General features: G+C 66.2%; 28 protein-coding genes and 1 riboswitch. Of the genes, 8 read left to right on the top strand and 20 right to left on the bottom strand.

The window, feature by feature from the left end; genetic code table 11:
* Positions 1-20: 20 nt before the first annotated feature.
* On the bottom strand, positions 21-227 hold the full coding sequence (locus V6X73_RS08365) for a hypothetical protein (RefSeq protein ID WP_367959440.1): 207 nt from the start codon (positions 225-227) through the stop codon (positions 21-23).
* Positions 228-295: 68 nt separating this feature from the next.
* On the opposite strand from V6X73_RS08365, the gene V6X73_RS08360 reads away from it, so the two are divergent.
* Positions 296-541 carry a sulfurtransferase TusA family protein gene (locus V6X73_RS08360; RefSeq protein ID WP_367959439.1) on the top strand — a complete coding sequence of 82 codons (246 nt, stop codon included), beginning with the start codon at positions 296-298 and terminating at the stop codon, positions 539-541.
* Positions 542-580: 39 nt separating this feature from the next.
* On the opposite strand, the gene sohB is transcribed toward V6X73_RS08360, so the two are convergent.
* Positions 581-1576, bottom strand: coding sequence for a protease SohB (sohB, locus tag V6X73_RS08355; RefSeq protein WP_367959438.1), 996 nt, complete (start codon positions 1574-1576; stop codon positions 581-583).
* 70 nt (positions 1577-1646) lie between these two features.
* Between sohB and V6X73_RS08350 the strand changes: the two genes are divergently transcribed.
* Genes V6X73_RS08350 through V6X73_RS08340 form a run of 3 tightly spaced genes read left to right on the top strand, consistent with a single transcriptional unit; the run spans position 1647 to position 3383 of the window.
* The gene (locus tag V6X73_RS08350) at positions 1647-1982 is read left to right on the top strand and encodes a hypothetical protein (RefSeq protein WP_367959437.1); all 336 of its coding nucleotides are present in this window, start codon (positions 1647-1649) and stop codon (positions 1980-1982) included.
* The gene (locus V6X73_RS08345) at positions 1979-2806 is read left to right on the top strand and encodes a cytochrome c oxidase assembly protein (protein WP_367959436.1); all 828 of its coding nucleotides are present in this window, start codon (positions 1979-1981) and stop codon (positions 2804-2806) included. Before V6X73_RS08350 ends, V6X73_RS08345 begins: the two co-directional genes overlap by 4 nt.
* The gene (locus V6X73_RS08340; protein WP_367959435.1) at positions 2784-3383 is read left to right on the top strand and encodes an SCO family protein; all 600 of its coding nucleotides are present in this window, start codon (positions 2784-2786) and stop codon (positions 3381-3383) included. Before V6X73_RS08345 ends, V6X73_RS08340 begins: the two co-directional genes overlap by 23 nt.
* A 35-nt stretch (positions 3384-3418) precedes the next feature.
* Here V6X73_RS08340 and ilvD read toward each other — a convergent pair whose 3' ends face one another.
* Positions 3419-5110, bottom strand: a complete 1692-nt coding sequence (gene ilvD / locus V6X73_RS08335; RefSeq protein WP_367959434.1) for a dihydroxy-acid dehydratase — start codon at positions 5108-5110, stop codon at positions 3419-3421.
* 136 nt (positions 5111-5246) lie between these two features.
* On the opposite strand from ilvD, the gene zapE reads away from it, so the two are divergent.
* Positions 5247-6344 carry a cell division protein ZapE gene (zapE, locus tag V6X73_RS08330; RefSeq protein WP_367959433.1) on the top strand — a complete coding sequence of 366 codons (1098 nt, stop codon included), beginning with the start codon at positions 5247-5249 and terminating at the stop codon, positions 6342-6344.
* 226 nt (positions 6345-6570) lie between these two features.
* On the opposite strand, the gene V6X73_RS08325 is transcribed toward zapE, so the two are convergent.
* From V6X73_RS08325 to metK, 17 genes are all read right to left on the bottom strand, one after another.
* The gene (locus V6X73_RS08325; RefSeq protein ID WP_367959432.1) at positions 6571-7494 is read right to left on the bottom strand and encodes a histone deacetylase family protein; all 924 of its coding nucleotides are present in this window, start codon (positions 7492-7494) and stop codon (positions 6571-6573) included.
* Between the two features lie 3 nt (positions 7495-7497).
* Complete coding sequence (locus V6X73_RS08320) at positions 7498-7953, bottom strand: DUF4426 domain-containing protein (RefSeq protein ID WP_367959431.1); 456 nt, start codon at positions 7951-7953, stop codon at positions 7498-7500.
* Between the two features lie 12 nt (positions 7954-7965).
* Entirely contained in the window at positions 7966-8568 is a 603-nt protein-coding gene (gene metW, locus V6X73_RS08315) for a methionine biosynthesis protein MetW (protein WP_367959429.1), read from the bottom strand.
* Positions 8565-9722 (bottom strand): homoserine O-succinyltransferase MetX, encoded by a 1158-nt coding sequence (gene metX, locus V6X73_RS08310; protein WP_367959428.1) that lies wholly within the window; start codon positions 9720-9722, stop codon positions 8565-8567. Before metX ends, metW begins: the two co-directional genes overlap by 4 nt.
* Positions 9719-10297, bottom strand: coding sequence for a YggT family protein (locus tag V6X73_RS08305; protein WP_367959427.1), 579 nt, complete (start codon positions 10295-10297; stop codon positions 9719-9721). The genes metX and V6X73_RS08305 overlap by 4 nt, the downstream gene beginning before the upstream one ends.
* A gap of 2 nt (positions 10298-10299) precedes the next feature.
* Positions 10300-11127 carry a pyrroline-5-carboxylate reductase gene (proC, locus tag V6X73_RS08300; RefSeq protein ID WP_367959426.1) on the bottom strand — a complete coding sequence of 276 codons (828 nt, stop codon included), beginning with the start codon at positions 11125-11127 and terminating at the stop codon, positions 10300-10302.
* The gene (locus V6X73_RS08295) at positions 11124-11834 is read right to left on the bottom strand and encodes a YggS family pyridoxal phosphate-dependent enzyme (protein ID WP_367959425.1); all 711 of its coding nucleotides are present in this window, start codon (positions 11832-11834) and stop codon (positions 11124-11126) included. Before V6X73_RS08295 ends, proC begins: the two co-directional genes overlap by 4 nt.
* Before the next feature lie 101 nt (positions 11835-11935).
* Complete coding sequence (locus V6X73_RS08290; protein WP_367959424.1) at positions 11936-12622, bottom strand: hypothetical protein; 687 nt, start codon at positions 12620-12622, stop codon at positions 11936-11938.
* Complete coding sequence (locus V6X73_RS08285) at positions 12619-13902, bottom strand: dihydroorotase (protein ID WP_367959423.1); 1284 nt, start codon at positions 13900-13902, stop codon at positions 12619-12621. Before V6X73_RS08285 ends, V6X73_RS08290 begins: the two co-directional genes overlap by 4 nt.
* Positions 13899-14867, bottom strand: coding sequence for an aspartate carbamoyltransferase catalytic subunit (locus V6X73_RS08280; protein ID WP_367959422.1), 969 nt, complete (start codon positions 14865-14867; stop codon positions 13899-13901). The genes V6X73_RS08285 and V6X73_RS08280 overlap by 4 nt, the downstream gene beginning before the upstream one ends.
* On the bottom strand, positions 14864-15376 hold the full coding sequence (pyrR, locus tag V6X73_RS08275) for a bifunctional pyr operon transcriptional regulator/uracil phosphoribosyltransferase PyrR (protein ID WP_367959421.1): 513 nt from the start codon (positions 15374-15376) through the stop codon (positions 14864-14866). The genes V6X73_RS08280 and pyrR overlap by 4 nt, the downstream gene beginning before the upstream one ends.
* Positions 15373-15786, bottom strand: coding sequence for a Holliday junction resolvase RuvX (ruvX, locus tag V6X73_RS08270; RefSeq protein WP_367959420.1), 414 nt, complete (start codon positions 15784-15786; stop codon positions 15373-15375). The genes pyrR and ruvX overlap by 4 nt, the downstream gene beginning before the upstream one ends.
* Positions 15783-16739: a glutathione synthase gene (gene gshB, locus V6X73_RS08265; RefSeq protein WP_367959419.1), complete on the bottom strand. Its 957-nt coding sequence runs from the start codon at positions 16737-16739 to the stop codon at positions 15783-15785. Before gshB ends, ruvX begins: the two co-directional genes overlap by 4 nt.
* A 325-nt stretch (positions 16740-17064) precedes the next feature.
* Complete coding sequence (locus V6X73_RS08260; protein WP_367959418.1) at positions 17065-18270, bottom strand: MFS transporter; 1206 nt, start codon at positions 18268-18270, stop codon at positions 17065-17067.
* 11 nt (positions 18271-18281) lie between these two features.
* A complete protein-coding gene (locus V6X73_RS08255) occupies positions 18282-19040 on the bottom strand; it encodes a 16S rRNA (uracil(1498)-N(3))-methyltransferase (protein ID WP_367959416.1) in 759 nt (252 codons plus the stop codon).
* A complete protein-coding gene (gene ahcY, locus V6X73_RS08250; protein ID WP_367959415.1) occupies positions 19006-20418 on the bottom strand; it encodes an adenosylhomocysteinase in 1413 nt (470 codons plus the stop codon). The genes V6X73_RS08255 and ahcY overlap by 35 nt, the downstream gene beginning before the upstream one ends.
* 16 nt (positions 20419-20434) lie before the next feature.
* A riboswitch (S-adenosyl-L-homocysteine riboswitch) is annotated at positions 20435-20519 on the bottom strand.
* A gap of 22 nt (positions 20520-20541) precedes the next feature.
* Positions 20542-21702: a methionine adenosyltransferase gene (metK, locus tag V6X73_RS08245; RefSeq protein WP_367959414.1), complete on the bottom strand. Its 1161-nt coding sequence runs from the start codon at positions 21700-21702 to the stop codon at positions 20542-20544.
* A 137-nt stretch (positions 21703-21839) separates the two neighbouring features.
* Here metK and tkt point away from each other — a divergent pair, with 137 nt between their 5' ends.
* The 3 genes from tkt to V6X73_RS08230 are packed head-to-tail and all read left to right on the top strand — an operon-like array spanning position 21840 to position 26080.
* Positions 21840-23840 carry a transketolase gene (gene tkt, locus V6X73_RS08240; RefSeq protein ID WP_367959413.1) on the top strand — a complete coding sequence of 667 codons (2001 nt, stop codon included), beginning with the start codon at positions 21840-21842 and terminating at the stop codon, positions 23838-23840.
* A 60-nt stretch (positions 23841-23900) separates the two neighbouring features.
* Positions 23901-24911, top strand: a complete 1011-nt coding sequence (gap, locus tag V6X73_RS08235; RefSeq protein WP_367959412.1) for a type I glyceraldehyde-3-phosphate dehydrogenase — start codon at positions 23901-23903, stop codon at positions 24909-24911.
* On the top strand, positions 24911-26080 hold the full coding sequence (locus V6X73_RS08230) for a phosphoglycerate kinase (RefSeq protein ID WP_367959410.1): 1170 nt from the start codon (positions 24911-24913) through the stop codon (positions 26078-26080). The genes gap and V6X73_RS08230 overlap by 1 nt, the downstream gene beginning before the upstream one ends.
* Positions 26081-26085: the final 5 nt, after the last annotated feature.

Genomic DNA, 26085 nt, shown 5'->3' with positions numbered 1-26085 from the left:
ATGCTCCTTGGGCGGGACGCTCAGTCCTTGCCGTAGGGGTTGTTCATCACCGAAAACCAGTTTTGATGGGCTTGATCGGCCTGGCGTTGATAATCCTGGGCCTGCTCACGCGACACCTCTTCGCGCAGCTCGGCATCGCTGACCGGCCGCGGGTCGAAGTCGGATGCCGCGGCGTCGGACTGGCGGGTCGCGCCCTGGCGGTCGGATTGTTTTTTCTCGTCACTCATGAGGCGGTGGCGTTACTCGTTCCGTATACTTGGACGCCAAGTATACGCACTGGTTCGGGGCTTGCTCCATGGCTTTGCCGTCACAAGTCGATTTCCACCGCGATCTGGATGTCCGCGGCCTCAACTGTCCGCTGCCGATCCTGCGGACCAAGCAGGCGCTGCGGGATATGGCAGCGGGCGAGCGGTTGCGGGTGCGCGCCACCGACCCCCATTCGGTGATCGATTTTCGTGGGTTCTGCGATACCACCGAGCACCGGTTGCTGGCCCACGACGAAGCGGACGGGGTGTTTACCTTCTGGCTCGAGAAGGGTTGACCCGCCGCTGCGGGTGGGCAGGGACGGCGCCGGCGGCCGCTAGACTCGGCTCGGGGCCAGCCCCAGCCGCGCCAGCAGCGACTCGACCACCACCGAGAGACGCCGCTTGAGCGAGGGTGCGGGCTGGTAGTCCAGCTTGACCAGCTCCATGCGCTCGCGCCGCTCGAGCAGCAGATCATCGCTGGTGCCCAGGTCATCCACCAGACCCAGCTCCAGAGCCTTTTCGCCCATCCAGTGCTCGCCGGTCGCCACCCGGTCGAGATCCACCCGGGGCCGGTGCCGGGCGATATGCTCTTTGAAAAGGTCGTGGACTTCCTGGAGCGATTCGCGGAACTTGGCCCGACCCTCGTCGGTGTTGTGGCCAAAGACGGTGAGGTCGCGCTTGTTCTCGCCGGCGGTATGCAGCTCGAAGTCGATATCGTGTCGCTTGAGCAGGCGGTTGAAGTTGGGCAGCTGACCGACCACACCGATCGAGCCGATGACCGCAAACGGGGCGGCGACGATGCGATCGGCGACACAGGCCATTAAATAGCCCCCGCTGGCGGCCACCCGGTCCACCGATACGGTCAGGCGGATCCCTTTTTCGCGAAGCCGCGCCAGTTGACTGGCCGCCAGGCCATAGCCGGGCACCATGCCGCCGGGGCTCTCCAGCCGCAGCAGCACCTCGTCATCGCTCCTGGCGCTTGCCAGTACCGCGCTGATCTCCTCGCGCAGGGTCTCGGTGGCGCTGGCGCGCAGGTCGCCCTCGAAATCCAGCACAAAGAGCCTCGGCAGTCGCCCCTCACCGCTTTTGGACTTTTTCTGCCGGCGCGCCTTGAGGCGCTTGACCAGTCCGGGCCGTTCCTTGCCGGTGCCCTGTTCGATCCGCCGGGTCATGGCTTCGTAGCGGCGGTTGAGCGGTTCCACCTCAAGCTGTTCCCGCTGCCGGCCCCGGCGCTTGCCGGCGGCGCCGATCAGGCTGATCACCACCCCGATGGCCACCACCAGGGTCACGACCCGGGCCAGAAACAGGGCATAATCCTGGATGAACTCCATGTTGGGCTCCTTGTTGGATGGAACAACGCCAAATCGATCATTCTACGCCACCGACGCCGCCGGGTAAGCCTTGGGTGGCCAGGCCATCGAGGTGGTGGCGGTGAGTGAGCAGCCGCTGACATGGCAGGGCGTTGCGGTGTTGTCGCTGCGACAGATCGACCGGCTCAATGCCGCACCCAAGGGGACGGCCTTTCGGGCGTTCAAACGGGTTCGCGACACCCTTGTCGAAGGGCAGGATTTTTTTGTCATCGATCCGGCGGCGGCCGCCGACGACGCGCGGGTTGCCGCGCTGATCGAATCGCTCGACCGGCACGACGGCCGTTATGCCAGCAGCCGGGTGGTGGTGTTGCTCAGCGAAAGGGCCTATGCGCACATGAGCGCGGTTGCTAATCTTTCAGCCCAATGAACACGCTTTTCGAGTGGCTGCGGCCCTGGGAGCCTTCTGCCCCGGTTTTTCTCGCCTGCATCCTGGCCGTGGTGCTCTATGCCGCGGGTTTGCTGCGTGGCGCCCGTCCCGGGTTCTGGCCGGCGCTATCGTATTTTGCCGGCGTGACGCTGATCTATCTGGTCACCCAGACCCACTACGACTACTACTCGCAGTATCTTTTCTCGGCGCATCGCCTGCAGCATCTCATCCTGCATCACCTTGGCCCCTTTCTGATCGCCCTGGCCATGCCCACGGCGGTCCTCGCCGCGGGGCTGCCGGCGGCGGTGCGGCGTTGGCCCCAGGGGCCGGCGGCCCCGGTGTTCACCCTCCTCCGCGGGGGCTATCGCATTCTCCAGCAACCGTTCATCGCCGGTTTTCTGTTTGTCGGGCTGATCTATTTCTGGCTGACCCCGGAAATCCATTTCGACGCCATGCTCAGTATCGATCTCTACTGGCTGATGAACTGGACCATGGTGCTCGATGGACTGTTGTTCTGGTGGCTGATTTTCGAGCGCGGTGATCGTGGTGTGACGCCCCGGCTGTCGCCGGGCAAGCGAATCCTGGTGCTTGCGCTGGTCATGCCGCCGCAGATTGCCCTTGGGGCGTTCATCACCTTCAGTGATCAGAACCTTTTCGAGATTTATGATGTCTGCGGGCGGGCCTTTCCCATCGATCCGCTGCTGGATCAGCAAATCGGTGGGCTGATTACCTGGATTCCGGCCTCGATGATGAGTGTGGCGGCGGCAATCATCGTCCTGGCCTTTCGACTGGAGAAGCCTGATGGTCAAAAAGCTTCGCAATAGGGCGGCGCGCATCGCACTGCTGGGGGCGGCGCTGGCTGTGCTGGTCGGCTGCGGCGGGCGGGATTACCAGACCAAGGGCATCGAAAACCTGCTGCCGCCGCTTCGCTTCGAGTTGACCGCCGAATCCGGCGAGCCCATTACCGAGGCAGCGTTCCGCGGCGCCCCGGCGGTGGTGTTCTTTGGCTTTACCCACTGCCCGGATGTCTGCCCCACCGCCATGGCCCGGATCGCAGCGGCCATGGAGGCGGCCGGGGCGCCGGCCTCGGATCTGCGGGTGCTGTTTGTCTCGGTGGATCCAGGACGCGATGATCCGGCCACGCTTAAGCGCTATACGGATTTTTTCAGTGACCGGGTGACCGGTGCCACGGCCGATGTCGAGGCACTGCGCGAGATGACCAAGCGCTACCGGGCGACCTTTGGCTACGGCGAGCCCAACGAGTTTGGTGACTACAGCGTCTCCCACTCCAGCGCCATGTATCTATTTGACGCCAAAGGCGAGGCCCGGGCGCTGTTCAGCCCGGACGACAGTGTAGCGGCCATGGCCGCCGACCTGCGGCGGGTGGCCAGCGAGGGATAGGCCCGTGCGCCGGTCGGCGCACGGGTGAGGGGCTGTCAGTCGTCGAAAAGGTCCTTGTCGGTCACCGCCCCGTGGGATGCCGAGCTCACCAGCTTGGCGAACTTGCCCAGAATGCCGCGGCGATAGTTGGGCGGCCGGGGCTGCCAACGCCGGCGTCGCTCGGCCAGGGTCTTGTCGTCAATGCGGATCTCGAGCAGGTTCTGGTCGGCGTCGATCACCACCGTGTCGCCTTCTTCGACCAGGGCGATATTGCCACCGACGGCGGCCTCGGGGGCCACGTGACCGACCACCATGCCATAGGTCCCGCCCGAGAAGCGGCCATCGGTGATCAGCCCCACGGCATCCCCCAGGCCCCGGCCGATGATCGCCGAGGTGGGGGCGAGCATCTCGCGCATGCCCGGTCCCCCCTTGGGCCCTTCGTAGCGGATGATCAGCACATCACCGGCCTGGATCCGGTCGGCGAGGATCGCCTCCATGGCCAGCTCTTCGGAGTCAAAGACCCGAGCCGGCCCCTCGATGCGGCGATGCTTGATGCCGCTGACCTTGGCCACGGCACCTTCCTCGGCCAGGTTGCCACGCAGAATGGCCAGATGCCCTTCGGCGTAGACCGGGTTGTCGAAGTTGCGGATGATTTCCTGCTCGGCCGGCGGATCCGATGGCACATCGGCCAGCAGCGCTTCGATGGTCTGGCCGGTGATGGTCATGCAGTCGCCGTGCAGCAGCCCTCTCGCCAGCAGCATCTTCATCACCTGCGGAGTGCCGCCGACCTCGTGGAACTCGCTTGTGACGTAACGCCCCGAGGGCTTGAGGTCGCAGAGCACCGGCACCTTGCGGCGAATGGCCTCGATATCGTCGATGGAAAAATCCACCTCGCAGGCGTTGGCGATGGCCATGAGGTGCAGCACCGCGTTGGTCGACCCGCCCACCGCCATGAGCAGGGTGGCGGCATTCTCGAACGCCTTGCGGGTCATGATATCTCGCGGCAGGCGCTGATGATGGATGGCGTCCACCAGCACCTCGGCCGCCCGGGCGGCAACGGTGTGGGCCTCTTCATCCACCGCCGAGACCGTGCTCGAACCCATCAGGCTCATGCCCATGGCCTCGAAGGCGCTGGACATGGTGTTGGCGGTGTACATGCCACCGCACGAACCTGCCCCCGGGCAGGCGTTCATCTCGACGCCCTTTAAGTCCTCGTCGGACAGCCGCCCGGCGGCGGCCTCGCCCACCGCCTCGAAGGCGCTCACGATGGTCAGGTCCTTGCCCTTGAAGTTGCCCGGCTTGATGGTGCCACCGTAGACAAAGATCGACGGGATGTTGAGCCGGGCAATACCGATCATCGCCCCGGGCATGTTCTTGTCGCAGCCGCCGGTGGCGAGCACGCCATCCAGGCTCTGGCCGTTACAGACGGTCTCAATGGAATCGGCGATGACCTCGCGCGAGACCAGCGAGTATTTCATCCCCTCGGTGCCCATCGAGATGCCATCCGAGATGGTGATGGTGCCGAACATCACCGGCATGGCGCCGGCGCTTTTCAATGCCTCGCTGGCCCGCTCGGCCTGGGCGCCGATGCCCAGGTTGCAGGGCGTGATGGTGCTGTGGGCGTTGCCGACACCGACGATGGGTTTATCGAAGTCCTCATCCCCGAACCCGGCGGCGCGCATCATCGCGCGGTTGGGGGTGCGGGCGAGCCCCTGGGTGACGACGCGGCTGCGGCGGTTATCGGCCATGTTGAATCCTCGGTTCGGTGATTTTGCCGTTGTTTCACCGGGCAAAATACGAAACTGCCGGGGCGCTGGCAATCTTCGCGGCCCCGATGCCGTGGCATAATCGCTATTGGCAAGGGAATGAGAACGGGTCAGCGCCTTGACGACGCCGGGTCAACGATACCAGCAGGATCTGACAGAAAGCGGGTTTGAGCCGGATGAGGCGCAGCGCCAGGCGGTCGTGGCACTGGAGGCGTTGTACGAACAGCTGCTCGAGACCCCTGAACCCGCCGGGGGGCTGCGGGGCTGGTGGCAACGCCGGCGTCAGGACCCGACGGGGATCCCGGGGCTCTACCTCTGGGGGGGGGTCGGCCGCGGCAAGACCTATCTGATGGATATGTTCTACGAGTGCCTGCCGGCGGCGGTGGGCAAGCGCCGGGCGCATTTTCATCGCTTCATGCAGTCGGCCCACGAGCGGCTGCGGGTATTGCGCGCCCAGCAGGATCCCCTGCGCCGGCTCGCCGCCGAGTGGGCGGCGGACACCCGGGTGCTGTGCTTCGATGAGTTCTTTGTCAGTGATATTGCCGATGCCATGGTCCTCTCGGGGCTGCTGCACGGGCTGGTCGAGGAAGGCGTCACCCTGGTCGCCACCTCCAACGTCCCCCCCGAATCGCTCTACCGTGACGGCCTGCAGCGCGACCGGTTTCTGCCGGCCATCGATCTGCTCGAATCGCACACCCGGGTGCTCAACGTCGATGGTGGGGTGGACTACCGCCTGCGGCTGCTCTCGCGGGCGCCGGTTTATCATGTGCCGGCGGACGAGCACGCTCACCGCCGGCTAGCTGAGACCTTCGAGGCCATCTGCCCGGAGCGGGAGCACAGCGAGCCGATGCTGACCATCAACCAGCGGCGCATCACCGCCCGGGCCGTGGGTGACGGGGTGTTGTGGTGCGATTTTGACGCGCTCTGCAAAGGGCCGCGCAGCCCCGATGACTACGTCGAGATTGCCCGGCAGTTCCACACGGTGCTGCTATGGCGGGTGCCCATCCTGGATCGGGATCTCGAGGACGCGGCGCGTCGCTTTATCGCGCTGGTGGACGAGTTCTACGACCGGGGGGTCAAGTTAGTCATCGCCGCCGATGCCGAGATCGACTGGCTCTATCGGGGCGCGCGTTTGCGATTCGAGTTTCGTCGCACCGTCTCGAGGTTGCGCGAGATGCAGTCCCATGAGTACCTGGGGCTCGCCCACCGGCCCTGAGGAGTTGTCCCCAGAAGCTGTGGATAAGTCTGTGGAGGAAATGGCCGATCGGCGTTGCAAGCGGCATGGCATGGGGGTTTGTGTTAGATCGGTGAAATCTTCACCAATTCAAAAATATCAATATAAACAATAGCTTGAGATTTATCTTGGCTGATCAGGCATTTAGCGTAGACAGTGAAGAAACGCTGCGCACTCCCGTGTGTATAACCGAATCTGTCAACCCCTGTCAGCGCATCAGACCGGCGACATGGGCGGCCACGCCCCGGCCCAGTGCCCCCAGGTCATAACCGCCCTCGAGTACTGAGCAGATATGGCCACCGCAGCAGTAGTTGGCCACCGCCACCAGTTCATCGGTGATCCAGGCAAAATCATCGCGGGTCAGCGTCAATCCGGCGAGTGGATCCTCGGCGGCGGCATCAAACCCAGCCGAGACGATGAGCAATTCCGGGTCGAATTCGATCAGCGCCGAGATGGCCTCGCCATGGAACTGCTGCCGATAGGCCGCCGAGCCCGTGCCCTCGGCCAGGGGCAGGTTGAGGATATTGCCGGGGCGGTTGTCGCGGCGGGTGCCGGTGCCCGGAAACAGCGGGTGTTGATGCAGCGAGAGGTAGAAAAGCCCCTCGCGACCGCTAAAAAGCGTCTGCGTGCCATTGCCGTGGTGGACATCGAAATCCACCACGGCGACCCGCTGGACGCCGTGCACCGCCTGGGCGTGGAAAGCGGCGATGGCGGCATTGTTGAAAAGGCAAAATCCCATGGACTCATCGGGCTCGGCGTGGTGGCCCGGCGGGCGGGTGGCGCAGAAGACCCGCCGGGCCCGGCCCGCCTGGATGGCGTCCACGGCCTGGGTGGCGGCGCCCACGCCGCGCATTGCGGCCGCCGCGGAGCCGGGGGATACCACGGTGTCGGCGTTGAAATGCCGGCGCCCGCGGGTCGGGATGGCGGCAAAAACCGAATCGATATAGGCCGCGTCATGGGCCCGGGCGATGGCCTGCCGGGTGCCGTATTCCGCCGGCTGGCGGATCAGATCGGCAAAAGCGGGGTCGGCCAGCGCCTGATTGATGGCCTCGAGGCGCTCGATGCGCTCGGGGTGATCGCTGCCGGTGTCGTGGTGCTCGCAGTCGCTGTGGGTGATCAGCCAGGTCGACACCGGCTACTTCCCGGGATAGAAGGTCTGTTTGAAGGCCATCTCGAACGGCCCGCCGCCCTCGTGCGGGTTGACCGTCACCTCGAAGATCAGCGAATCCCCTTCGTCCACCGGAAAGGTGCCCACATAGGAGACCCATTGGTCGTCCTTGACCTGTCGAGCCGGGATTTCGGTGAGTTCATCGTCGACATCCCGTGCCAGGACATCCACCCGGCCGGTGACCGGTTCGCCGTTGCGCAGGATGGTGATCATGAGCATCCCACGGGTGCGGCTTCTTAAGATGTCGTAGCTCTCGGCGACCTGGTCATTGAGCAGGCCGGTGGGCAGGGCGCTGTAGTGGATTTCGTAATCACCAAAGCGCTCGGCCTGCTGGCCCAGGGCGATCATGGGCAGCAGCATGGCGGCCGCGACCACCGTCCGGGTCAATGCGCGGGCCCGGGAATAAAACGAAAAACATCTCATGGCATGCCTCCATCAGGCGCGACAGATACGATACAGCGCCACCTCGCCAAAGAGGTTGGGCATCACCCGGGCGAGTACCGGCCGCTTTAGGTCATGGGATAACACGCGCCGCTCCAGAATGTGAATACCCAGCTCGTCGCAGAGCACTTCAAAGTCGCGGATGGTGCAGAAATGGATATTGGGTGTCTCGTACCAGGCGTAGGACAGGGCGTCGCTCATGGGCATCCGGCCGCGGACCGCCAGATGGTAGCGCAGTCGGTAATAGGCAAAGTTGGGAAAGGTCACGATGCCGGTGCGACCTACCCGCAGCATCTCCTGGAGCAGCGCATCGGGCCTTTGCACCGCCTGGATGGTCTGGGTGAGGATGACCTGATCGAAGGCGTCATTCTCGAAATCGGAAAGCCCCTGATCGAGATCGCTTTCGATGACGTTAATGCCATTGGCGATGCTCTGGGTAATGCCCTCGGGGTCGATCTCGAGGCCGTATCCGGTGGCCTGGCGGCTGTCGAACAGATGCCGCAACAGCATGCCGTCGCCACAGCCCAGATCGAGGACGCGCTGTCCCGGTGCCACCCAGTCGGCGACGATCTGCAGATCTTCGCGCAACGGGCTCATGCCCCCACCTCGGCGGCGACCCGCTGCATATAGGTGGTAAAGACCGAGCGGTAGCGCGGCACCGGCATCAAAAAGGCGTCGTGGCCGTGGTCGGCGCGGATCTCGGCGTAGCTCACCGGTTTGTTGGTATCCAGAAGGGCCCGGACGATTTCGCGGCTCGCCGAGGGCGGGAATCGCCAGTCGCTGGTAAATGAGGTCACCATAAAGCGGGCCTTTGCACCGGCCAGGGCCGTGGCCAGATCGCCGCCGGTCGCCGCCGCCGGGTCAAAATAATCGAGTGCCTTGGTCATGAGCAGGTAGGTGTTGGCGTCAAACCGGTCGACGAACGACTGGCCCTGATGGCGCAGGTAGCTTTCGACCTCGAACTCCACATCGTAGTGAAAGCCGTAATCATTGGGCTCGCCACGTCGCTCGCGGCCGAACTTCGCCCCCATGGCCGCCTCGGAGAGATAGGTGATGTGGCCGAGCATGCGCGCGAGCATCAGCCCGGTGGCGGGCTGGTCACCGGCGGCGGCGTAGCGGCCTTCGTGGAAGGCCGGATCCGAGCGGATGGCCTGGCGGGCCACCTCGTTGAAGGCGATGTTCTGTGCCGAGAGTCGCGGCGCGGCGGCGATCACGATGGCATGGGCGAGCCGCTCGGGCAGATCGATGGCCCACTGCAGCGCCTGCATGCCCCCCAGGCTGCCGCCGGCGACCGCCGCCCAGGTCTCGATGCCCAGGTGATCCGCCAGCCGTGCCTGGGTCTTGACCCAGTCACGCACGGTCACCATCGGGAAGTCGGCCCCGTAGGCTTCGCCGGTGGTGGGGTTAATGCTGGTCGGGCCGGTCGAGCCGTGGCAGCCACCGATATTGTTGCTGCAGACGACAAAAAAGCGGTTGGTATCAAGCGGCTTGCCCGGACCGATGCAGGCCTCCCACCAACCGGGCTTGCGCTCGCCCTCGCGGTAGCCGGCGGCGTGGTGATCGCCCGATAAGGCATGGCAGACCAGCACGGCGTTGCTGCGATCGGCATTGAGCGTGCCGTAGGTCTCATAGGCCAGGGTATAGCCGGACAGGGTGTGGCCCGACTCCAGCGACAGGGCCTCATCGAAGTGCACCGACGCCGGCTCCACATAGCCAACCGAATCACTGGGCAAGGACTGGGGCGTGCTCACATCATCAACCCGGGGGCAATGCGATCGAGGGGTGGGAGGATGAGCATCTTGGCCACCTGGATCAGGATGATGGCCACCAGCGGAGAGAGATCGACCCCGCCGAGCGGCGGGATCACCGAGCGCAACGGGCGAATGACCGGCTCGGTGAGGCTGAGCAGCACGGTGGTGGCGGGGTTGTAGTCATGGGGGTTGATCCACGAGAGCACCGCCCGGACCACAATGGCCACCAGATAGACATTCAAAAGCAGGCTGATGAGCTCGGCGGGCGTGCGCAGCAGCAGATAATCCACCCGCGGCGTGACCCCGGCGATCATCATCAAAAGCGCCAGGGCGATCATCTGCAGGATGATCATCAACACCAGCGCCGAGAGATCGATGCCCCCCCAGCCGGGAATCAACCGCCGAAAGGGGTGCAGCAATGGCTGGGTGATGCGCACCAGAAACTGCGAGAGCGGGTTGTAGAAATCGGCCCGCGCCCACTGCAGCAGAAACCGCAGCATGACCGCCATGATGTAGAGGCTGAAGAGTGTATCCACTAAAAAGGCCAGTGGATTGGCAAGATACCCCGGCCCCATGGCTATTGCGCTCCCAGTTCGTCGCCCAGTTCGTGGGCGCGCCCCGCGGCCGCCCGCAGGGCCCGCTCGTAGAGCCCGGCCAGGTCACCGCCCTCGAGCTCGGCGAGTGCCGCTGCGGTGGTGCCGCCGGGCGATGTCACACGCCGGCGCAACAAGGCGGGTTCTTCGCTCGCCTCGAGCGCCATTCGCGCCGCGCCCAGGGCGGTCTCGAGGGTGAGCAGTCGGGCCGTGTCGCTGTCGAGGCCCAGCCGCTCGGCGGCTGCCTGCATCGCCTCCATGGTCAGGAAGAAATACGCCGGCCCGCTGCCGGAGAGCGCCGTGACCGCGTCCATCTGTGTCTCGTCAGGCAGCCATACCACCATGCCGGCGGCCCGCAGGGTGGTCTCGGCCAGATCCCGCTGCTCGGGGCCAACTGAAGGGTTGGCAAAGAGCGCGGTGGCACCGGTCTGGATGAGCGCCGGGGTGTTGGGCATGGCCCGGACCACGGGCACATCGCCGCCCAGCCACTCGGCGATATTCGGGCTGCGTACCCCGGCGGCGATGGAGATCACCAGGCTTTGCTGATCGCGGATCTGCCCGCCCAGCTGGCGGGCGACGCCCGCCAGCTCGCCCGGCTTGACCGCCAGGATGACCGCATCCGCGCCCCGCACGGCGGTGGCATTGTCCTCAAAGCCCTGGATGCCATAGTCACTGATCAGCGCCTCACGCCGCTCGGCATCGGGCTCGGCGGCCCGCAGCGCCGCCGGCGGATGACCGTCGGCCACCAGCCCGCCGATCAGGCTGCGTGCCATGTTGCCGCCTCCGATAAAGGCGATGGTTTTCTCGCTCACGTTGTCTTCTCCGGTCGAGGTCCGAATACCGCGGTCCCCAGGCGCACCAGGGTACTGCCTTCGGCGACCGCGGCCTCAAGATCATTGGACATACCCATCGACAGGGTATCCAGTGCCAGGCCCTCGGCGATCAGCGCCTGCTGAATTGCCCGCAGCTGCGCGAAAGCCGCCCGTTGCGCGGCAAAATCCATGACCGCTTCGGGCAGCGTCATCAGCCCGCGCAGGGCAAGGCCCGGCAGTTCGGCCACCGAGCGGGCCAGCTCGGCGGCATCCGCCGGCTCCACCCCTGCCTTGCTCGCCTCGCCACTGACGTTGACCTGTATACAGCAATTCAGTGGTGGCATGGCCGGCGGGCGCTGTTGCGAGAGCCGCCGCGCGATCTTGAGCCGGTCGATGGTATGCACCCAGTCGAAGCCCTCGGCCACCGGCCGGGTCTTGTTGGATTGCAGCGCCCCGATGAAATGCCACTCGATGGGTGCATCGGCAAGCGCCTCACGCTTGTCGGCGGCCTCCTGGAGGTAGTTCTCGCCGAACGCCTGTTGGCCTTGTGCCTGGGCCGCGCGGATCGCCGCCACCGCCTGACGCTTGCTCACCGCCAGCAGCTGCACGCTGCCCGGCGACCGGCCATAGTCACGCTCGGCCGTTGCGATGCGCTCACGCACTGCGGCGAGGCGATCGGCAATATCCATGCTGGCGGTGGCTTCCATGTCGGGAATCATACGGCGGCCGGCAGAGTCTCGTCGAATCCTTGCCCCGGCGCGGCCCGGCCGCCTCGCGGCCGCGGCCCGGGGGATCCGAAACGGCGCCGCTACGGCGACGGCAGCTCGACAAGCTGCAAACCGCCGATACACGCCGCCAGCCCGGCCTGCCGGCCATGCAGGCTGCCCCAGGGGACGATGGCGACCACCGTGACTGCCTGGCGCTGATCGGCCGAGAGGTCGCTGAGATAACGGCCCAGCAGGTCCACGGGACTGCCTTCGTAGACGCCCGGTCGCTCATCGGTGAGGGCGATGCGTGATGGCACCGCCAGTGACTCGAGGGTGCCCACCCCGGCAATGGCACAGTCGACCAGCGCCGGGATGTAGAACCGGGAAGGCACCAGCCGGGCCGGCACACCGTGCTGGCCGCCGAGCACCACCAGTCGGGTGGGTTCGGGACAGCGCTCGGCAAGGGCCATGGCCGGGCCAATCCCCAGATCCTGGCCCAGGATGATCAGCCCCTGCCCGTCGGGCGCGAAAAGCGGCGCGCCTTGCAGCGCCGAGACGCTGACGGGATGGCCGGGGCCGGGATTGCCGGGCAAGAGCGCGCTGGGGACAACGCCGGCGATCCAGCCTTCGCCGCTGTCGCCATCGCGAAAGGGCAGACACAGCCGCCGGCCATCGATGTCCATCCACAGCCACTGCCCGGGCCCGGGCAGCGGGTCGTGCCATTGCAGCCGGATCAGACGCCAGTCGTCGGATACGGCGCTCGCATCCAGCAGGCGGGCCGGCGTCATGGGCGGTCGATGGAGTGGACCAGGCGGCCCTCGACCAGGGTATGACAGACGCGGGCGCTGAACTCCCACCCCAGAAAGGGCGAGTTCTTGCCGCGGCTTCGCAGGGTGTCGGGGCGGCAGAACCAGGGATCGGCCGGGTCGACCACGGCGATATCCGCGGCCGCCCCTTCGGCCAGGCGGCCGCCTTCGAGGCCCAGCAGACGGGCCGGTTCGATGGTCGCGGCGGCAAGCGCCTTGCGCAGCGGCAGGACCTCGTCCTCGACCAGGCGCAGCAGCAGCGGCAGCAGGGTATCGATGCCGCTGGCGCCGGGGGCCGTGCTGGCAAACGGCCCCTCTTTGGCATCGGCATCATGCGGCTGGTGATCGGAGCAGATGATCCGGAGCACGCCGTCGGCAAAGGCCTGGCGCAGGGCTTCGCGGTCGATGATATCGCGCAGCGGCGGGTTCAGATGGAACCGCGGGTCATAGTCCATCGCATCCTGATCGGTGAGAAAGAGCTGATGGATGGCGACATCGGCCGAGAGCTTGCGGTTGTCGCCCAGGGCATGGGTCAGGGCCCGGACCCCCTCGGCGCTCGAGAGCCGGCCAAAATGGACCCGGGCGCCGGTGGCGCCTGCCACCGCCAGCTGCCGGCCCAGCGCCGCCGTCTCGGCGGCGGCGGGAATGCCGGGCAGACCCAGCCGGGTAGCCGTTGCCCCTTCGTTCAGGCAGCCGCCGGCAAGCGTCGGCTCGACCGGGGTCAGCAACCCGGGCAGCGCAAAGGTCGCGGCATAGTCCAGTGCCCGCCGCAGCACCAGCGCATCGGTGACCGGCTGCCCGCCGTCCGAGACCGCTGGGCAGCCAGCCGCCGCCAACCCGGCCATGCCCGGCAAGGCCTCGCCTGCCAGTCCCCGAGTCAGGGCCCCCAGAGGGACCACCCGGGCACCGGCGGCCGACTCGGCGCGGTGGTGGATCAGCTCGACCACCGAGGGGGTGTCGATGACCGGGTCGGTGTCCGGCGGCATGACCAGCGTGGTGATACCGCCGGCGGCCGCGGCACGGGCCTCGCTGGCGATATCCGCCTTGCGGGTGGCACCGGGCTCGCGAAGCCGTGCACACACATCCACAAGTCCCGGAATGACCCACTGGCCTTCGGCGTCAATCACCCGGTCGGGGGTAAAGTCATCGATGTCGCCACCAAGCCGGATGATGCGGCCATCACCAATCGCCACATCCCCGATGGTATCCAGGTCGTCCGCCGGATCGATCAGACGGCCATTGCGGATGAGGATGCGGCTCATGTCGTCTCCCGTGGCGTATCCGGCTGGATGCCCAGCACCAGGGTCATCACCGCCATGCGCACGGCGATGCCGTTGGTGACCTGATCGAGGATCACCGAGCGCGGCCCGTCCGCCAGCGCCGAGTCGATCTCGACGCCGCGGTTGATGGGGCCGGGGTGCATGACGATGGCCTCGGGGTGGGCGTTGCCGAGCCGGCTTTCGGTCAGCCCGTAGTGCCGAAAGTACTCGGCTTCGCCGGGCAGCAACGCGCCCTGCATACGCTCTCGCTGCAGGCGCAGCGCAATGACCACGTCCACATCGCGCAGGCCGGCGCCCAGATCGTTGTAGACCTGCACACCCAGGCTGTCGATATCCGACGGCAGCAGGGTGTTGGGCGCGACCACCCGCAACTCGCCCGCGCCCAGGCCGTTGAAGGCATGGATCTGCGAGCGGGCCACCCGCGAGTGGCGGATATCACCGACGATGGCGATGCGCAGGTTCTCGAACCCGCCCTTGTGCTGGCGGATGGTAAACGCATCCAGCATCGCCTGGGTGGGGTGGGCATGCCAGCCATCGCCGGCATTCAGTACCGCCACGCCAGGGTCGACATGCCGGGCGAAGTATTCGGCCGCACCGCTTTCGCTGTGACGGACCACGAACATGTCCGCCTGCATGGCCTGGAGGTTGCGCATCATATCCAGCAGGCTCTCGCCCTTGGTGGTGGTGGTATCCACGCTGACGTTGAGCACATCCGCCGACAATCGCTTGGCGGCCAGCTCGAAGGTGGTGCGGGTGCGGGTGCTGCTTTCGAAAAACAGGTTGATCACGGTCCGACCGCGCAGCAATGGGACTTTTTTGACCGATTTGCCAATCACCCCCGAGAACGACTCGGCGGTATCGAGGATGCGGGCAAGCAGCTGCGGATCGAGTCCCTCGGTGGTGAGGAAGTGGCGCAGCTGACCGTTTTCATCGAGCTGGACGCTCATGCGCGGGCCTCCTCGATGACCAGATGGAGCGGATCCGGCCCCCGGAGCTTGACCCGCTGGCGCGGTGCAAGCTCGATGCGATCGGCGCTGATATCGGCGGCGATGGGCAGGTCCCGGCCCGGGCGCTCGAGCAGCACCGCCAGTCGGATGGCGGCCGGACGGCCATAGTCGAACAACTCGTTCATCGCCGCGCGAATGGTGCGACCGGTATAGAGGATATCGTCCACCAGGATGATCACCCGCTCGTCGATATCAAGGGGCAGACGGGTGGGTCGGACTTCGCTCTGCAGGCCGGCGCGGTCCAGGTCATCGCGGTAGAAGGCGATATCCAGGGCGCCGGGCTCGCCATCGAGCCCCAGCCGCTTTTGCAATGCCCCGGCAAGCCAGAACCCGCCCTGATGGATGCCCACCAGCGAACAACGGGCGCGCCCCTCGGATTCGATGAGGGCATCGACACGCTGGGTCAGGGTCTCCAGCAGGGGGTCGATTTCGGGCAAATGATCGGTCACGTCAACTGCTCGCCAAACCAGGTCTCGAGGATGATACGCGCTGCTTCGGCATCCAGCACGTCCGCGGTTGCCCCGCGCTCGCGCAGTGACTCGGCGGCGGCGTGGCTGGAGAGGTGTTCGTCGATGCGATAGACCCCAAGCCCGCTGCGACGGGCGAGTTCACCGGCAAACCGCTCGGCCAGCCGGGTGCTCGCCGATGCGCTGCCATCGGCATGGCGGGGCATGCCAACCACCAGCCCCACCGGGCGCCATTCGTCGACCAGGGCATCGACCCGTGCCCAGTCGGGGATACCCGCGCGGCAGGGGATCACCATCAGCGCGCGGGCCCGGCCGGTCACGGTCTGGCCGACGGCGACACCGAGGCGTTTTTCGCCGGCGTCAAAGCCCAGATAGGTGCCGTCGGCGCTCATTGCCGCCCGAGCAGTCGATGTTCGATGACCGTGAAAAGCTCACCGGCCAGGTTGGTGTCCTTTTGGGCGTCGATTTCGCGCACACAGGTGGGGCTGGTGACATTGATTTCGGTGAGATAGCCGCCGATGACATCCAGCCCGGCAAAGAGGATGCCCTGCTCGGCGAGCAGCGGCTGGACCTGCTCGACGATCCAGTGTTCGCGGTCGGTGAGCGGACGGGCAAGACCGCGCCCGCCGGCGGCCAGGTTGCCACGGCTCTCGCCGGCGGCGGGCAGACGGGCCAGGGCGAAGGGCGCCGGCCGGCCGTCGATGACCAGAATCCGGCGGTCCCCCTCGGTGATCTCGGGTAGATAGCGCTGGGCCATGACATAACGGGTGCCACGCTCGGAGAGCTGCTCGATGATGACACTGGTGTTGGGGTCACCGGCGTGGACCACAAAAATGGCCTCACCGCCCATGCCGTGCAGGGGCTTGAGCACGGCGCGTTCCTGGGCGTTGATAAAGGCCTTGAGCGGTTTGGCCTTCATCTCGACCACGGTGGGGGTGCAGCACTGCGGAAACTGCGCGATCGAGAGCTTTTCCTGGACGTTGCGCAGCCCCGATGGTCGATTGACGACCAGCAGCCCGGCCCGTTCGGCCACCTCGAGGATCTGGGTGGCGTAGACATAGGCGCTGTCGACAGGCGGGTCCTTGCGCATCAGGATCGCGTCCAGGTTCTCGAGCGGTTCTTCATCGCGCTCGCCCAGGGTGTACCAGTCGTGGTTGTCGTCGCGGACCTCGAGCAATGCCCCGTCGCCGTAGGCCACGCCATCGCGCAGCGACAGATCGGCGAGGGTCAGATAGCGGATTTCCCAGCCCCGACGCTGCGCCTCGAGCAGCATCGCAAGCGTGGTGTCCTTGTAGGGCGTGATTCCCTCGATCGGGTCCATGACAACCCCGAGGCGATAGGGCATGGATGACTCCTTTAGTGGTTTTGTGACGGTGAGAGTGTAGCGGAGCCGACCCCGACCAGGGTTAATGGACTCGCTGCAGCGCCTCCAAGCGGGCATCGATTGTCAGCCGATCCATCGCTCGCGCCTCTGTCGCATTGAACGCTCAAGATAGGGGAGAAAATCCTCGGCATCCATGACCATGCGACTTAACTCGTCGCCATGGACATGCGGATTGCGCGCGACTAACCGCTTGCCACCGGTGAGTGCTTGGCGCCGTAGAGGTAATCGCCGATACGATCCAGTTCATTGGCGGCTGTTGTCTTTTCCATGACCTGAGTATAGGCGATCACCGGGCGGTGGGTGCAGCCTGCGGCGGCCCGCCCCGCCCCTGCCCGTGCACGGCGATGAGCCCCGCCACTGGCCCGGGCAGCAGCCAGAGCACCACCCACGGGCCTTGGCCGGGCCACAGGTGGCTGGTCAGCCAGATGGCGGGAAGGGTCAGGCCAAAGCCCACGGCGTTCATCAACGCCAGCGACGCCCCCACCCGGTCGGCCGGAGCGTTGGCCGAGGCGAGCGCCGAGAACTGCGGCGAGTCGGCGATCACCGTCAGGCCCCAGAGAAAGAGCAGGGCGATGAGCATGGCGGGTGGCGCGTGAAAGGCGGCAAGCAGCGGATAGACCAGGCAGAGGGCGCCCGAGATGGCGAGCGCCCGGGCTGCGACCCAGGCACTGCCGCGCCGCCGGCTGAGGCGCCCGCCAATGACGCAGCCGACAAGGCCGATACCGATGATCAGCCAGGAGAGCATGGGCACCAGCGCGGGTCCGGCATCCAACCGGGCCAACTCGCGGGCCACCAGCAGCGGGACTAGCATCCAGACCGCGTAGAGCTCCCACATGTGCCCGAAATAACCACCGGCGGCCGCCCGGAACCCCGGCAATCGCAGCGCCTCCAGCCCGCCGCGCAGGGCAACCGGCCCGGCGGTGGGCGGCAGGTGCGAGCCATCGCCCAGCCGCAGGACAAGCGCCCCGCCCAGCAAGGTAAGCGCCGAGGCGCCCAGTAGCGCCCACTCCCAGGGCAGCCCCAGGGTCAGGCCGCGCAGCAGATGCGGCGTGGCCGTGCCCAGGGTGAGCATGCCCACCAGCCAGGCAAGGGCCGCACCCGCATGGGATGGGGTCCAGGCGATGACCATTTTCATCCCCAGCGGATAGATGCCCGCCAGACACAGCCCGGTGAGAAATCGCAGCGCCGCATCCAGGCCCGGGTGGGGCGCGGCCAGCACAAAGCCGGCGTTCATCAGCGCGCCGATCAGGCTTGCCAGCGCAAAGATGCGACTGGCGCGAAAACGATCCGCCAGTCCGGTGACGGCAAGTGTCAGCGTGCCCAGGATAAAACCCGCCTGCACGCTTAGCGTCAGCCGGCCCAGGTCGCCTTCGGTCAGGCCCAGCTCGGCGGCGAGCGAAAACCAGACCCCATTGATACTGAACCACAGCGAGGTGCCAAAAAGCTGCGCGATGACGATCACGGCAAGCGGATGGTGCCTGAGTAAAGCCATCCCGTCGGGTCCTACCCCAGATCCCCGATCACCGTCTGAATGACGGCAAGGGCCGCAACCGGAGCGGTGTCGCTGCGCAGGATGCGCGGGCCCAGACGGATGCGCTGCCAGCCCCGTTCGGCCACCCGCTGAATCTCGTCGGGTGCAAGGCCACCCTCGGGGCCGATCAGGGTGGCCAGCTCGGGGGCGGGCGCCAGGTCATGGGCGGCCCGGTCGCCCTCGGTGTCAAAGATCACCCCCGGCAGGCCATCGACCTGGGTGAGCGCTGCATCCAGCGCGCAGGGCGTTTCGACCGGCGGGATGCGGTTGCGCCCGCATTGCTCGCAGGCAGCCACGGCCACGGCCTGCCAGTGCCGTTGCTTTTTCGCCCAGCGCTCGGCGTCGAGCCGGACCACACAGCGGGCGCTGATGACCGGGATGATGCGCGCCACCCCCAGTTCGGTGGCCTTTTGCACCGCATAGTCCATGCGCTCGCCCTTGCTGATGGCCTGCAGGATGGTCACGGCCACCGGGGGTTCGGCCTCATGGGGTGAAAAGGCCTCGATCCGGACCCGGGCGTGGCGTTTTTCGAGGGTCTCGAGCCGGGCGGTGTACGCCCCGCCGGTGCCATCAAAAAGCACAAGCCCGTCGCTGCAACGCAGTCGACGGGCCTGGATATGCCGAACCACCGAGTCGGGCAGGTCCATGACCGACCCGACCGGTGGGATGCCGGTGACGTGCAACCGGGTCGCCGGCTCAGTAGCGATAGTGCTCGGGCTTGAACGGGCCATCCACCGAGACGCCGATGTAGTCCGCCTGTTCTTCGCGCAGGGTGGTTAGATGGGCGCCGATCTTCTCGAGATGCAGGCGGGCGACTTCTTCGTCCAGATGCTTGGGCAGGACGTAGACCTGGTTGCCGTAGCTGCCATCGTTGTTGAAAAGCGCCATTTGCGCGAGCACCTGGTTGGTGAAGCTCGCCGACATGACAAAGCTGGGATGGCCCGTGGCGCAGCCGAGGTTCATCAGCCGGCCCTGGGCGAGCAGGATGATCTTCTTGCCGTCCGGGAAGCTGATGTGATCGACCTGCGGTTTGATGTTCTCCCACTCGTACTGGCGCAGGCTGGCGACATCGATTTCGTTGTCGAAGTGGCCGATGTTGCAGACGATCGCCTCGTGCTTCATCGCCGCCATATGGTCGTGGTTAATGACGTTGTAGTTGCCGGTGGCGCTGCAGAAGATATCCGCCTTGTCCGCGGCCTCTTCCATGGTGACCACCCGATAGCCTTCCATGGCCGCCTGCAGCGCACAGATCGGGTCGATTTCGGTGACCCAGACGCTGGCACCCAGGGCTTTGAGACTCTGTGCACAACCCTTGCCCACATCGCCGTAGCCGACCACCACGGCGATCTTGCCGGCGACCATCACGTCGGTGGCCCGCTTCAGCCCGTCGACCAGTGATTCGCGGCAACCATAGAGGTTGTCGAACTTGGTCTTGGTGACCGAATCGTTGACGTTCATCGCCGGGAAGGGCAGCTCGCCGGTCTGCTGCATTTCGTAAAGCCGCTTGGCCCCGGTGGTGGTCTCTTCGGTCACGCCCTTGATGGCCGCCTGGGTGCGGGCATAAAAGCCCGGGTTGTCCTTGAGCCGCCGCTGGATGGCTGCGAACAGGGCGCGTTCTTCGTCGCTGCCCGGGTTGTCGAGGATCGACGGATCCTGCTCGGCCTTCGCGCCCAGGGTCACCGCCAGGGTGGCGTCACCGCCATCGTCGAGGATCATGTTGGGCTCGCCGTTGGGCCACTCGAGGATGCGGTGGGTGAACTCCCAGTACTCTTCGAGCGACTCGCCCTTGAAGGCAAACACCGGGGTGCCGGCATCGGCGATGGCCGCGGCGGCGTGATCCTGGGTCGAGTAGATGTTGCAGCTCGCCCACCGACACTCGGCGCCCAGCGCCTCGAGGGTCTGGATGAGCACCGCAGTCTGGATGGTCATGTGGATGGACCCGGCGATCCGCGCGCCCTTGAGCGGCTGCTCGCCGGCGTACTTCTCGCGCAGAGCCATCAGACCCGGCATCTCGGTCTCGGCGATTTCGATCTCGCGCCGGCCCCAGGGAGCGAGGCTGGCATCGGCGATGACCGAACCGGTCAGTTTGGTGTCAACGACAGCGTTCATGGTTCAACTCCATGTGTTCCGTCGAGCGCCGTTGTCGATAAAGTCCGGGTGCCGAGCCTCCCCTGCCGGCGGGCCAGCAAGGTGCAGCGCTCCTCGACACCCGAACGGGTGTATACCGTGTTGTTACAGGCCGGCGGCGCTACGCAGCGCCTCGGCCCGGTCGGTCCGCTCCCAGCTGAACCCTTCCTCTTCGCGCCCGAAGTGCCCGAAGCTGGCGGTGGGCCGATAGATGGGGCGGACCAGATCCAGCATCTGCAGGATCCCGTAGGGGCGTAGATCAAAGTGCTCGCGGACCAGTTCCACCAGCCGCGCCTCGGAGATGCGCCCGGTGCCAAAGGTGTCGACGAAAATCGACATGGGCTCGGCAACGCCGATGGCATAGGCCACCTGGATTTCGCATTTCTCGGCAAGGCCCGCGGCGACGATGTTCTTCGCGACATAGCGACAGGCATAGGCCGCCGAGCGATCCACCTTGGACGGGTCCTTGCCCGAGAAAGCGCCGCCGCCGTGCCGCGACATCCCACCGTAGGTATCGACGATGATCTTGCGGCCGGTCAGCCCGCAGTCGCCCACCGGACCGCCAATGACGAAATTGCCGGTGGGGTTGATGAAAAACCGGGTGCGATCGCTGATCCAGTGCTCGGGGATCACCGGGCGGATCACCTCTTCCATCACCGCTTCTTTGATATCCGCCTGCGAGACCGTCTCGTCGTGCTGGCTCGAGAGCACGATGGTGTCGACGGCCACCGGTTCGCCATCCTCGTAGACAAAGCTCACCTGGGATTTGGCATCCGGCCGCAGCCAGGGCAGGACCCCACGGTTGCGGATCTCGCTGTGGCGCTTGACCAACCGGTGGGCATAGGTGATGGGGGCGGGCATCAGGACATCGGTCTCGCGGCAGGCATAGCCAAACATCATGCCCTGATCGCCGGCGCCCTGTTCTTCCGGCGCCTGCCGGTCGACCCCCTGGTTGATGTCGGGGCTCTGCTTGCCGATGGCATTCAGTACGGCACAGGTAGCGCCGTCGAAGCCCACCTCGGCACTGTCATAGCCGATATCGAGAATGGTCTGGCGGGCCAGGTCTTCTAGATCGATCCACGCCGAGGTGGTGATCTCGCCGGCGACGATCACCATGCCGGTCTTGACCATGGCCTCGCAGGCCACCCGGGCGGCCGGATCCTTAGCGATGATCGCGTCGAGGACCGCGTCCGAGATCTGGTCGGCGACCTTGTCCGGGTGGCCCTCCGAGACCGACTCTGATGTAAACAGATGCTGACTACCCATGGATGAGACAACCGCTCCCTGCGGTGGTTGGTCGGAAAATGGTGTGGATCATACCGTCGGTTGCCTGCACACGGGAAGTTCTGGACAATCACGGGTTTTTGCACAACACCCCAAGGCCCCGCCGGAGAACCCCGCCAATGACCAGTCGCCGCCAGCTCGCCAATGCCATCCGGGCCCTATCCATGGACGCCGTCCAGCAGGCCAACTCGGGCCACCCGGGGGCACCGATGGGGATGGCCGACATTGCCGAGGTGTTGTGGAACGATTACCTCAGCCACAACCCCGCCAATCCCCACTGGCCCAACCGCGACCGCTTTGTGCTGTCCAATGGCCACGGGTCGATGCTCATCTACTCGTTGCTCCATCTCACCGGCTATGACCTGCCGATGCAGTCGCTCAAGGACTTCCGCCAGCTCCATGCCGGTACCCCGGGCCACCCCGAAGTCGGGGATACCCCCGGTGTCGAGACCACCACCGGCCCGTTGGGCCAGGGGCTTGCCAACGCCGTGGGGATGGCGCTCGCCGAGCGCATCCTGGCCGGGCAGTTCAACCGGCCCGGACACAATCTGGTGGATCACTACACCTATTGCTTTCTCGGTGACGGCTGTCTGATGGAGGGGGTCTCGCACGAGGCCTGCTCGCTGGCCGGCACGCTGGGGCTCGGCAAGCTGATCGGCGTCTATGATGACAATGGCATCTCCATCGATGGCAAGGTCAGCGGCTGGTTTACCGATGACACCCCGGCGCGGTTCCGGGCCTATGGCTGGCATGTGGTCGCGGATGTCGACGGCCACGATGCCGAGGCGGTGAAAGCCGCCATCGAAGCGGCCCGGGCGGTCACCGACCGGCCGTCGCTGATCTGCACCAAGACCACCATTGGCTTTGGCGCGCCCAACGTCTGCGGCACCCATGGTGTCCACGGCGCCCCGCTGGGCGATGAAGAAATCCAGGCGACCCGCGAGTTCCTGGACTGGCCCCACGGGCCATTCGACATCCCCGATGCCATTTACCAGGGCTGGGACGCCCGGGCCCGGGGGGCGGCGGCCGAAGCGCAGTGGCGCGAGACCCTGGCGGCCTATCGCCAGGCCCATCCCGAGCTTGCCGCCGATTTCGAGCGACGGATGGCCGGCGAGCTGCCGGCCCGGTTTGCCGATCATGCTGCAGCGTTGATCGAATCGGCCCAGGCCGACGGTAAGGACGATGCCAGCCGCAAGCACTCGCAGGCGGTACTCAACGGCATCGGCCCGCACCTGCCCGAGCTGGTGGGTGGCTCGGCGGATCTGACCGGCTCGAACAACACCTGGTGGGCGGATTGTACCCAGGTGACCGCCGATGATGCCGATGGCAATTATCTTTTCTACGGCGTCCGCGAGTTCGGCATGACCGCCATCATGAACGGCATGGCGTTGCACGGCGGGCTCATTCCCTATGCCGGGACATTTCTGGTGTTCTCGGACTACGCCCGCAACGCCGTGCGCATGGCCGCGCTGATGGGGGTGCGCAGCATCCTGGTCTACACCCATGACTCCATCGGCCTGGGCGAGGACGGCCCGACCCATCAGCCCATCGAACATCTCCCCAGCCTGCGGCTGATCCCCAATCTGGATGTCTGGCGGCCCTGTGACCTTACCGAAACGGCGGTGGCCTGGCAGGCCGGGCTGGAGCGAACCACCGGGCCGAGTGCATTGGCGCTGTCGCGGCAAAAGCTTCCCCATCAGTCGCGACAGCCCGATCAGGTGGAGGCGATTCGGCGGGGCGGGTATGTACTGCACGACCCCGACACCACGGCGCAAGGCGTTATCATGGCCAGCGGCTCGGAGGTGGGCATGGCCATGAGCGCTGCCGAGGCACTTGCAGCCGAAGGCCACCCGGTGCGGGTCGTCTCGATGCCCTGCATCGAGCGGTTCCGGGCCCAGCCTCAGGATTACCGCGACGCGGTGTTGCCGCCGGCGCTGACGGTGCGGGTGGCGGTGGAGGCCGCCGCCCCCGATAGCTGGCGGGTGTTTGTCGCCGACGAGCGCGGGCTGGTGGGGCTCAACGGTTTTGGGGCCTCGGCGCCGGCGGCCGAGGTGTACGAACACATGGGCCTGACCACCGAGGCGGTGGTTGCGGCATTCAAGGCGCAGCTCGCCGGCTGAACGGCGGCTGCCACAGGCAAGCGATCAGCGAAGATCCGATCAACAAGCAGGAGTCCAAGCATGGCGATCAAGGTTGGAATCAATGGCTACGGCCGCATCGGCCGCAATGTGTTGCGCGCGCTCTACGAAGCCGGCCGCAGCGACGAAATCCGGGTGGTGGCCATTAACGATCTCGGCGACGCCGAGACCAACGCCCATCTCACCCGTGTGGATACCGCCCATGGCCGGTTCCCCGGCACGGTCGAGGTCCACGACGGTAACTTGGTGGTCAACGGCGACGAGATCAAGGTCCTCGCCGAGCGGGATCCCGCCAAGCTCCCCTGGGGTGAGCTGGGGGTGGATGTGGTGCTTGAGTGCACCGGGCTTTTCGCCAGCCGCGACAAGGCCTCGGCCCATCTCGCCGGCGGCGCCAAGAAAGTGCTGATCTCGGCCCCGGCGGGCAAGGACGTGGACGCCTCGGTGGTCTACGGCGTCAACCATGATGTGCTCAAGGCCGAGCACACCATCGTCTCCAACGCCTCGTGCACCACCAACTGCCTGGCCCCGGTGGTCAAGCCCCTGCATGACGCCATTGGCGTCGAACAGGGCCTGATGACCACCATCCATGCCTACACCAACGACCAGGTGCTCACCGACGTCTACCACTCGGATCTGCGCCGGGCGCGCAGTGCCACCATGTCGCAGATTCCCACCAAAACGGGGGCGGCGGCGATGGTCGGGCTGATCCTGCCCGAGCTCGATGGCCGGCTCGATGGCTATGCCATGCGCGTGCCCACCATCAATGTCTCGATCGTCGATCTGTCGTTCATCGCCGCGCGGGATACCAGCGTCGAAGAGGTCAACCAGATCCTCAAGACCGCCGCCGAGGGCGAGTTAAAGGGCGTGCTGGCCTATAGCGACGGGCCCTATGTGTCGGTGGACTTCAACCACGACGCACATTCCTCGAGCTTTGACGCGACCCTGACCAAGGTGGGCGGGCGCCTGGTCAAGGCCTGCGCCTGGTATGACAACGAGTGGGGCTTTTCGAACCGCATGCTCGACACCACCGTGGCGATGATGCAGGCCAAGTAATGCCCGTTCGTACGCTGGATGATGTGGCCGTTGCCGGCCAACGGGTACTGGTCCGCGAGGATCTCAACGTCCCGCTCAAGGACGGCCGGGTGGCCGATGACTCGCGGCTGAAGGCCGCCCTGCCCACGTTGCAGCATCTGCTCGATGCCAACGCCCGGGTCATGGTCATGAGCCACCTGGGCCGGCCCCGGGCCGGTCAATTCGACCCCGAGGCCTCGCTGGCGCCGGTGGCCGAACGCCTGGGTGAGTTGCTGGGCCGCGCGGTCCCCGTCGCCCGCGACTGGCTGGATGGCGAGGTAGCACCCGATGCCGGCGAGCTGGTGGTCTGCGAGAACGTCCGCTTCAACGCCGGTGAGACCGACAACGACGAGGCCCTGTCGCGCCGGATGGCCGCGCTCTGTGACCTTTTTGTCATGGATGCCTTTGGCACTGCCCATCGCGCCCAGGCCTCGACCCATGGCGTTGCCCGGTTTGCCCCGGATGCCGTCGCCGGCCCGTTGCTTGCCGGCGAACTGGCGGCGCTGGGCAAGGCGCTGGATCACCCGGCCCGCCCACTGGTGGCGATCATCGGCGGCTCGAAGGTCTCGACCAAGCTCACCGTCCTCGATCAGCTCACCGACCGGGTCGACCAGCTCATCGTCGGCGGGGGCATCGCCAATACCTTTATCGCTGCGGCCGGTCATCGCGTTGGCCGTTCGCTAATGGAAACGGATCTGCTGGACACCGCCCGGGATTTGATGGAAAAGGCCCGGGCCGCCGGTGGCGAGATCCCCATTCCCGAGGATGTGGTGGTGGCCACCGAAGTGAGCGACACCGCCGAGGCGGTGGTGCGCGGCGTGGATGAGGTCGGCGAGGACGAGATGATCCTGGATGTGGGGCCAAAGACCGCCGCCGCCTACGCCGAGCGGCTGCGCCAGGCGGGCACCGTGGTCTGGAACGGCCCGGTGGGGGTGTTCGAGATCGACGCCTTTGGCAACGGCACCCGTGCCCTGGCCGAGGCCATCGCCGAGAGCCCGGCATTTTCCATCGCCGGCGGGGGTGACACCCTGGCGGCGGTGGCCAAATACGGCGTCGAGCCGCGGATTTCCTATATCTCCACCGGCGGTGGGGCGTTCCTCGAGTTTCTCGAGGGCAAGACCCTGCCGGCGGTGGCCATCCTGGATCGCTAAAGGAG

Source organism: Spiribacter pallidus, assembly GCF_040838495.1.
Lineage (GTDB): Bacteria > Pseudomonadota > Gammaproteobacteria > Nitrococcales > Nitrococcaceae > Spiribacter > Spiribacter pallidus.
Note: the sequence above shows the minus strand (reverse complement) of the source record. Positions and strands in the feature narration are given on the sequence as shown.

Coding starts and splice junctions, on each gene's coding strand:
- V6X73_RS08365 (WP_367959440.1), bottom strand. CDS start 227: ATGAGTGACGAGAAAAAACAATCCGACCGCCAGGGCGCGACCCGCCAG.
- V6X73_RS08360 (WP_367959439.1), top strand. CDS start 296: ATGGCTTTGCCGTCACAAGTCGATTTCCACCGCGATCTGGATGTCCGC.
- sohB (WP_367959438.1), bottom strand. CDS start 1,576: ATGGAGTTCATCCAGGATTATGCCCTGTTTCTGGCCCGGGTCGTGACC.
- V6X73_RS08345 (WP_367959436.1), top strand. CDS start 1,979: ATGAACACGCTTTTCGAGTGGCTGCGGCCCTGGGAGCCTTCTGCCCCG.
- V6X73_RS08340 (WP_367959435.1), top strand. CDS start 2,784: ATGGTCAAAAAGCTTCGCAATAGGGCGGCGCGCATCGCACTGCTGGGG.
- ilvD (WP_367959434.1), bottom strand. CDS start 5,110: ATGGCCGATAACCGCCGCAGCCGCGTCGTCACCCAGGGGCTCGCCCGC.
- V6X73_RS08320 (WP_367959431.1), bottom strand. CDS start 7,953: ATGAGATGTTTTTCGTTTTATTCCCGGGCCCGCGCATTGACCCGGACG.
- metW (WP_367959429.1), bottom strand. CDS start 8,568: ATGAGCCCGTTGCGCGAAGATCTGCAGATCGTCGCCGACTGGGTGGCA.
- V6X73_RS08305 (WP_367959427.1), bottom strand. CDS start 10,297: ATGGGGCCGGGGTATCTTGCCAATCCACTGGCCTTTTTAGTGGATACA.
- V6X73_RS08295 (WP_367959425.1), bottom strand. CDS start 11,834: ATGGAAGCCACCGCCAGCATGGATATTGCCGATCGCCTCGCCGCAGTG.
- V6X73_RS08290 (WP_367959424.1), bottom strand. CDS start 12,622: ATGACGCCGGCCCGCCTGCTGGATGCGAGCGCCGTATCCGACGACTGG.
- V6X73_RS08285 (WP_367959423.1), bottom strand. CDS start 13,902: ATGAGCCGCATCCTCATCCGCAATGGCCGTCTGATCGATCCGGCGGAC.
- V6X73_RS08280 (WP_367959422.1), bottom strand. CDS start 14,867: ATGAGCGTCCAGCTCGATGAAAACGGTCAGCTGCGCCACTTCCTCACC.
- ruvX (WP_367959420.1), bottom strand. CDS start 15,786: ATGAGCGCCGACGGCACCTATCTGGGCTTTGACGCCGGCGAAAAACGC.
- gshB (WP_367959419.1), bottom strand. CDS start 16,739: ATGCCCTATCGCCTCGGGGTTGTCATGGACCCGATCGAGGGAATCACG.
- V6X73_RS08260 (WP_367959418.1), bottom strand. CDS start 18,270: ATGGCTTTACTCAGGCACCATCCGCTTGCCGTGATCGTCATCGCGCAG.
- V6X73_RS08255 (WP_367959416.1), bottom strand. CDS start 19,040: ATGGCCCGTTCAAGCCCGAGCACTATCGCTACTGAGCCGGCGACCCGG.
- ahcY (WP_367959415.1), bottom strand. CDS start 20,418: ATGAACGCTGTCGTTGACACCAAACTGACCGGTTCGGTCATCGCCGAT.
- metK (WP_367959414.1), bottom strand. CDS start 21,702: ATGGGTAGTCAGCATCTGTTTACATCAGAGTCGGTCTCGGAGGGCCAC.
- tkt (WP_367959413.1), top strand. CDS start 21,840: ATGACCAGTCGCCGCCAGCTCGCCAATGCCATCCGGGCCCTATCCATG.
- gap (WP_367959412.1), top strand. CDS start 23,901: ATGGCGATCAAGGTTGGAATCAATGGCTACGGCCGCATCGGCCGCAAT.
- V6X73_RS08230 (WP_367959410.1), top strand. CDS start 24,911: ATGCCCGTTCGTACGCTGGATGATGTGGCCGTTGCCGGCCAACGGGTA.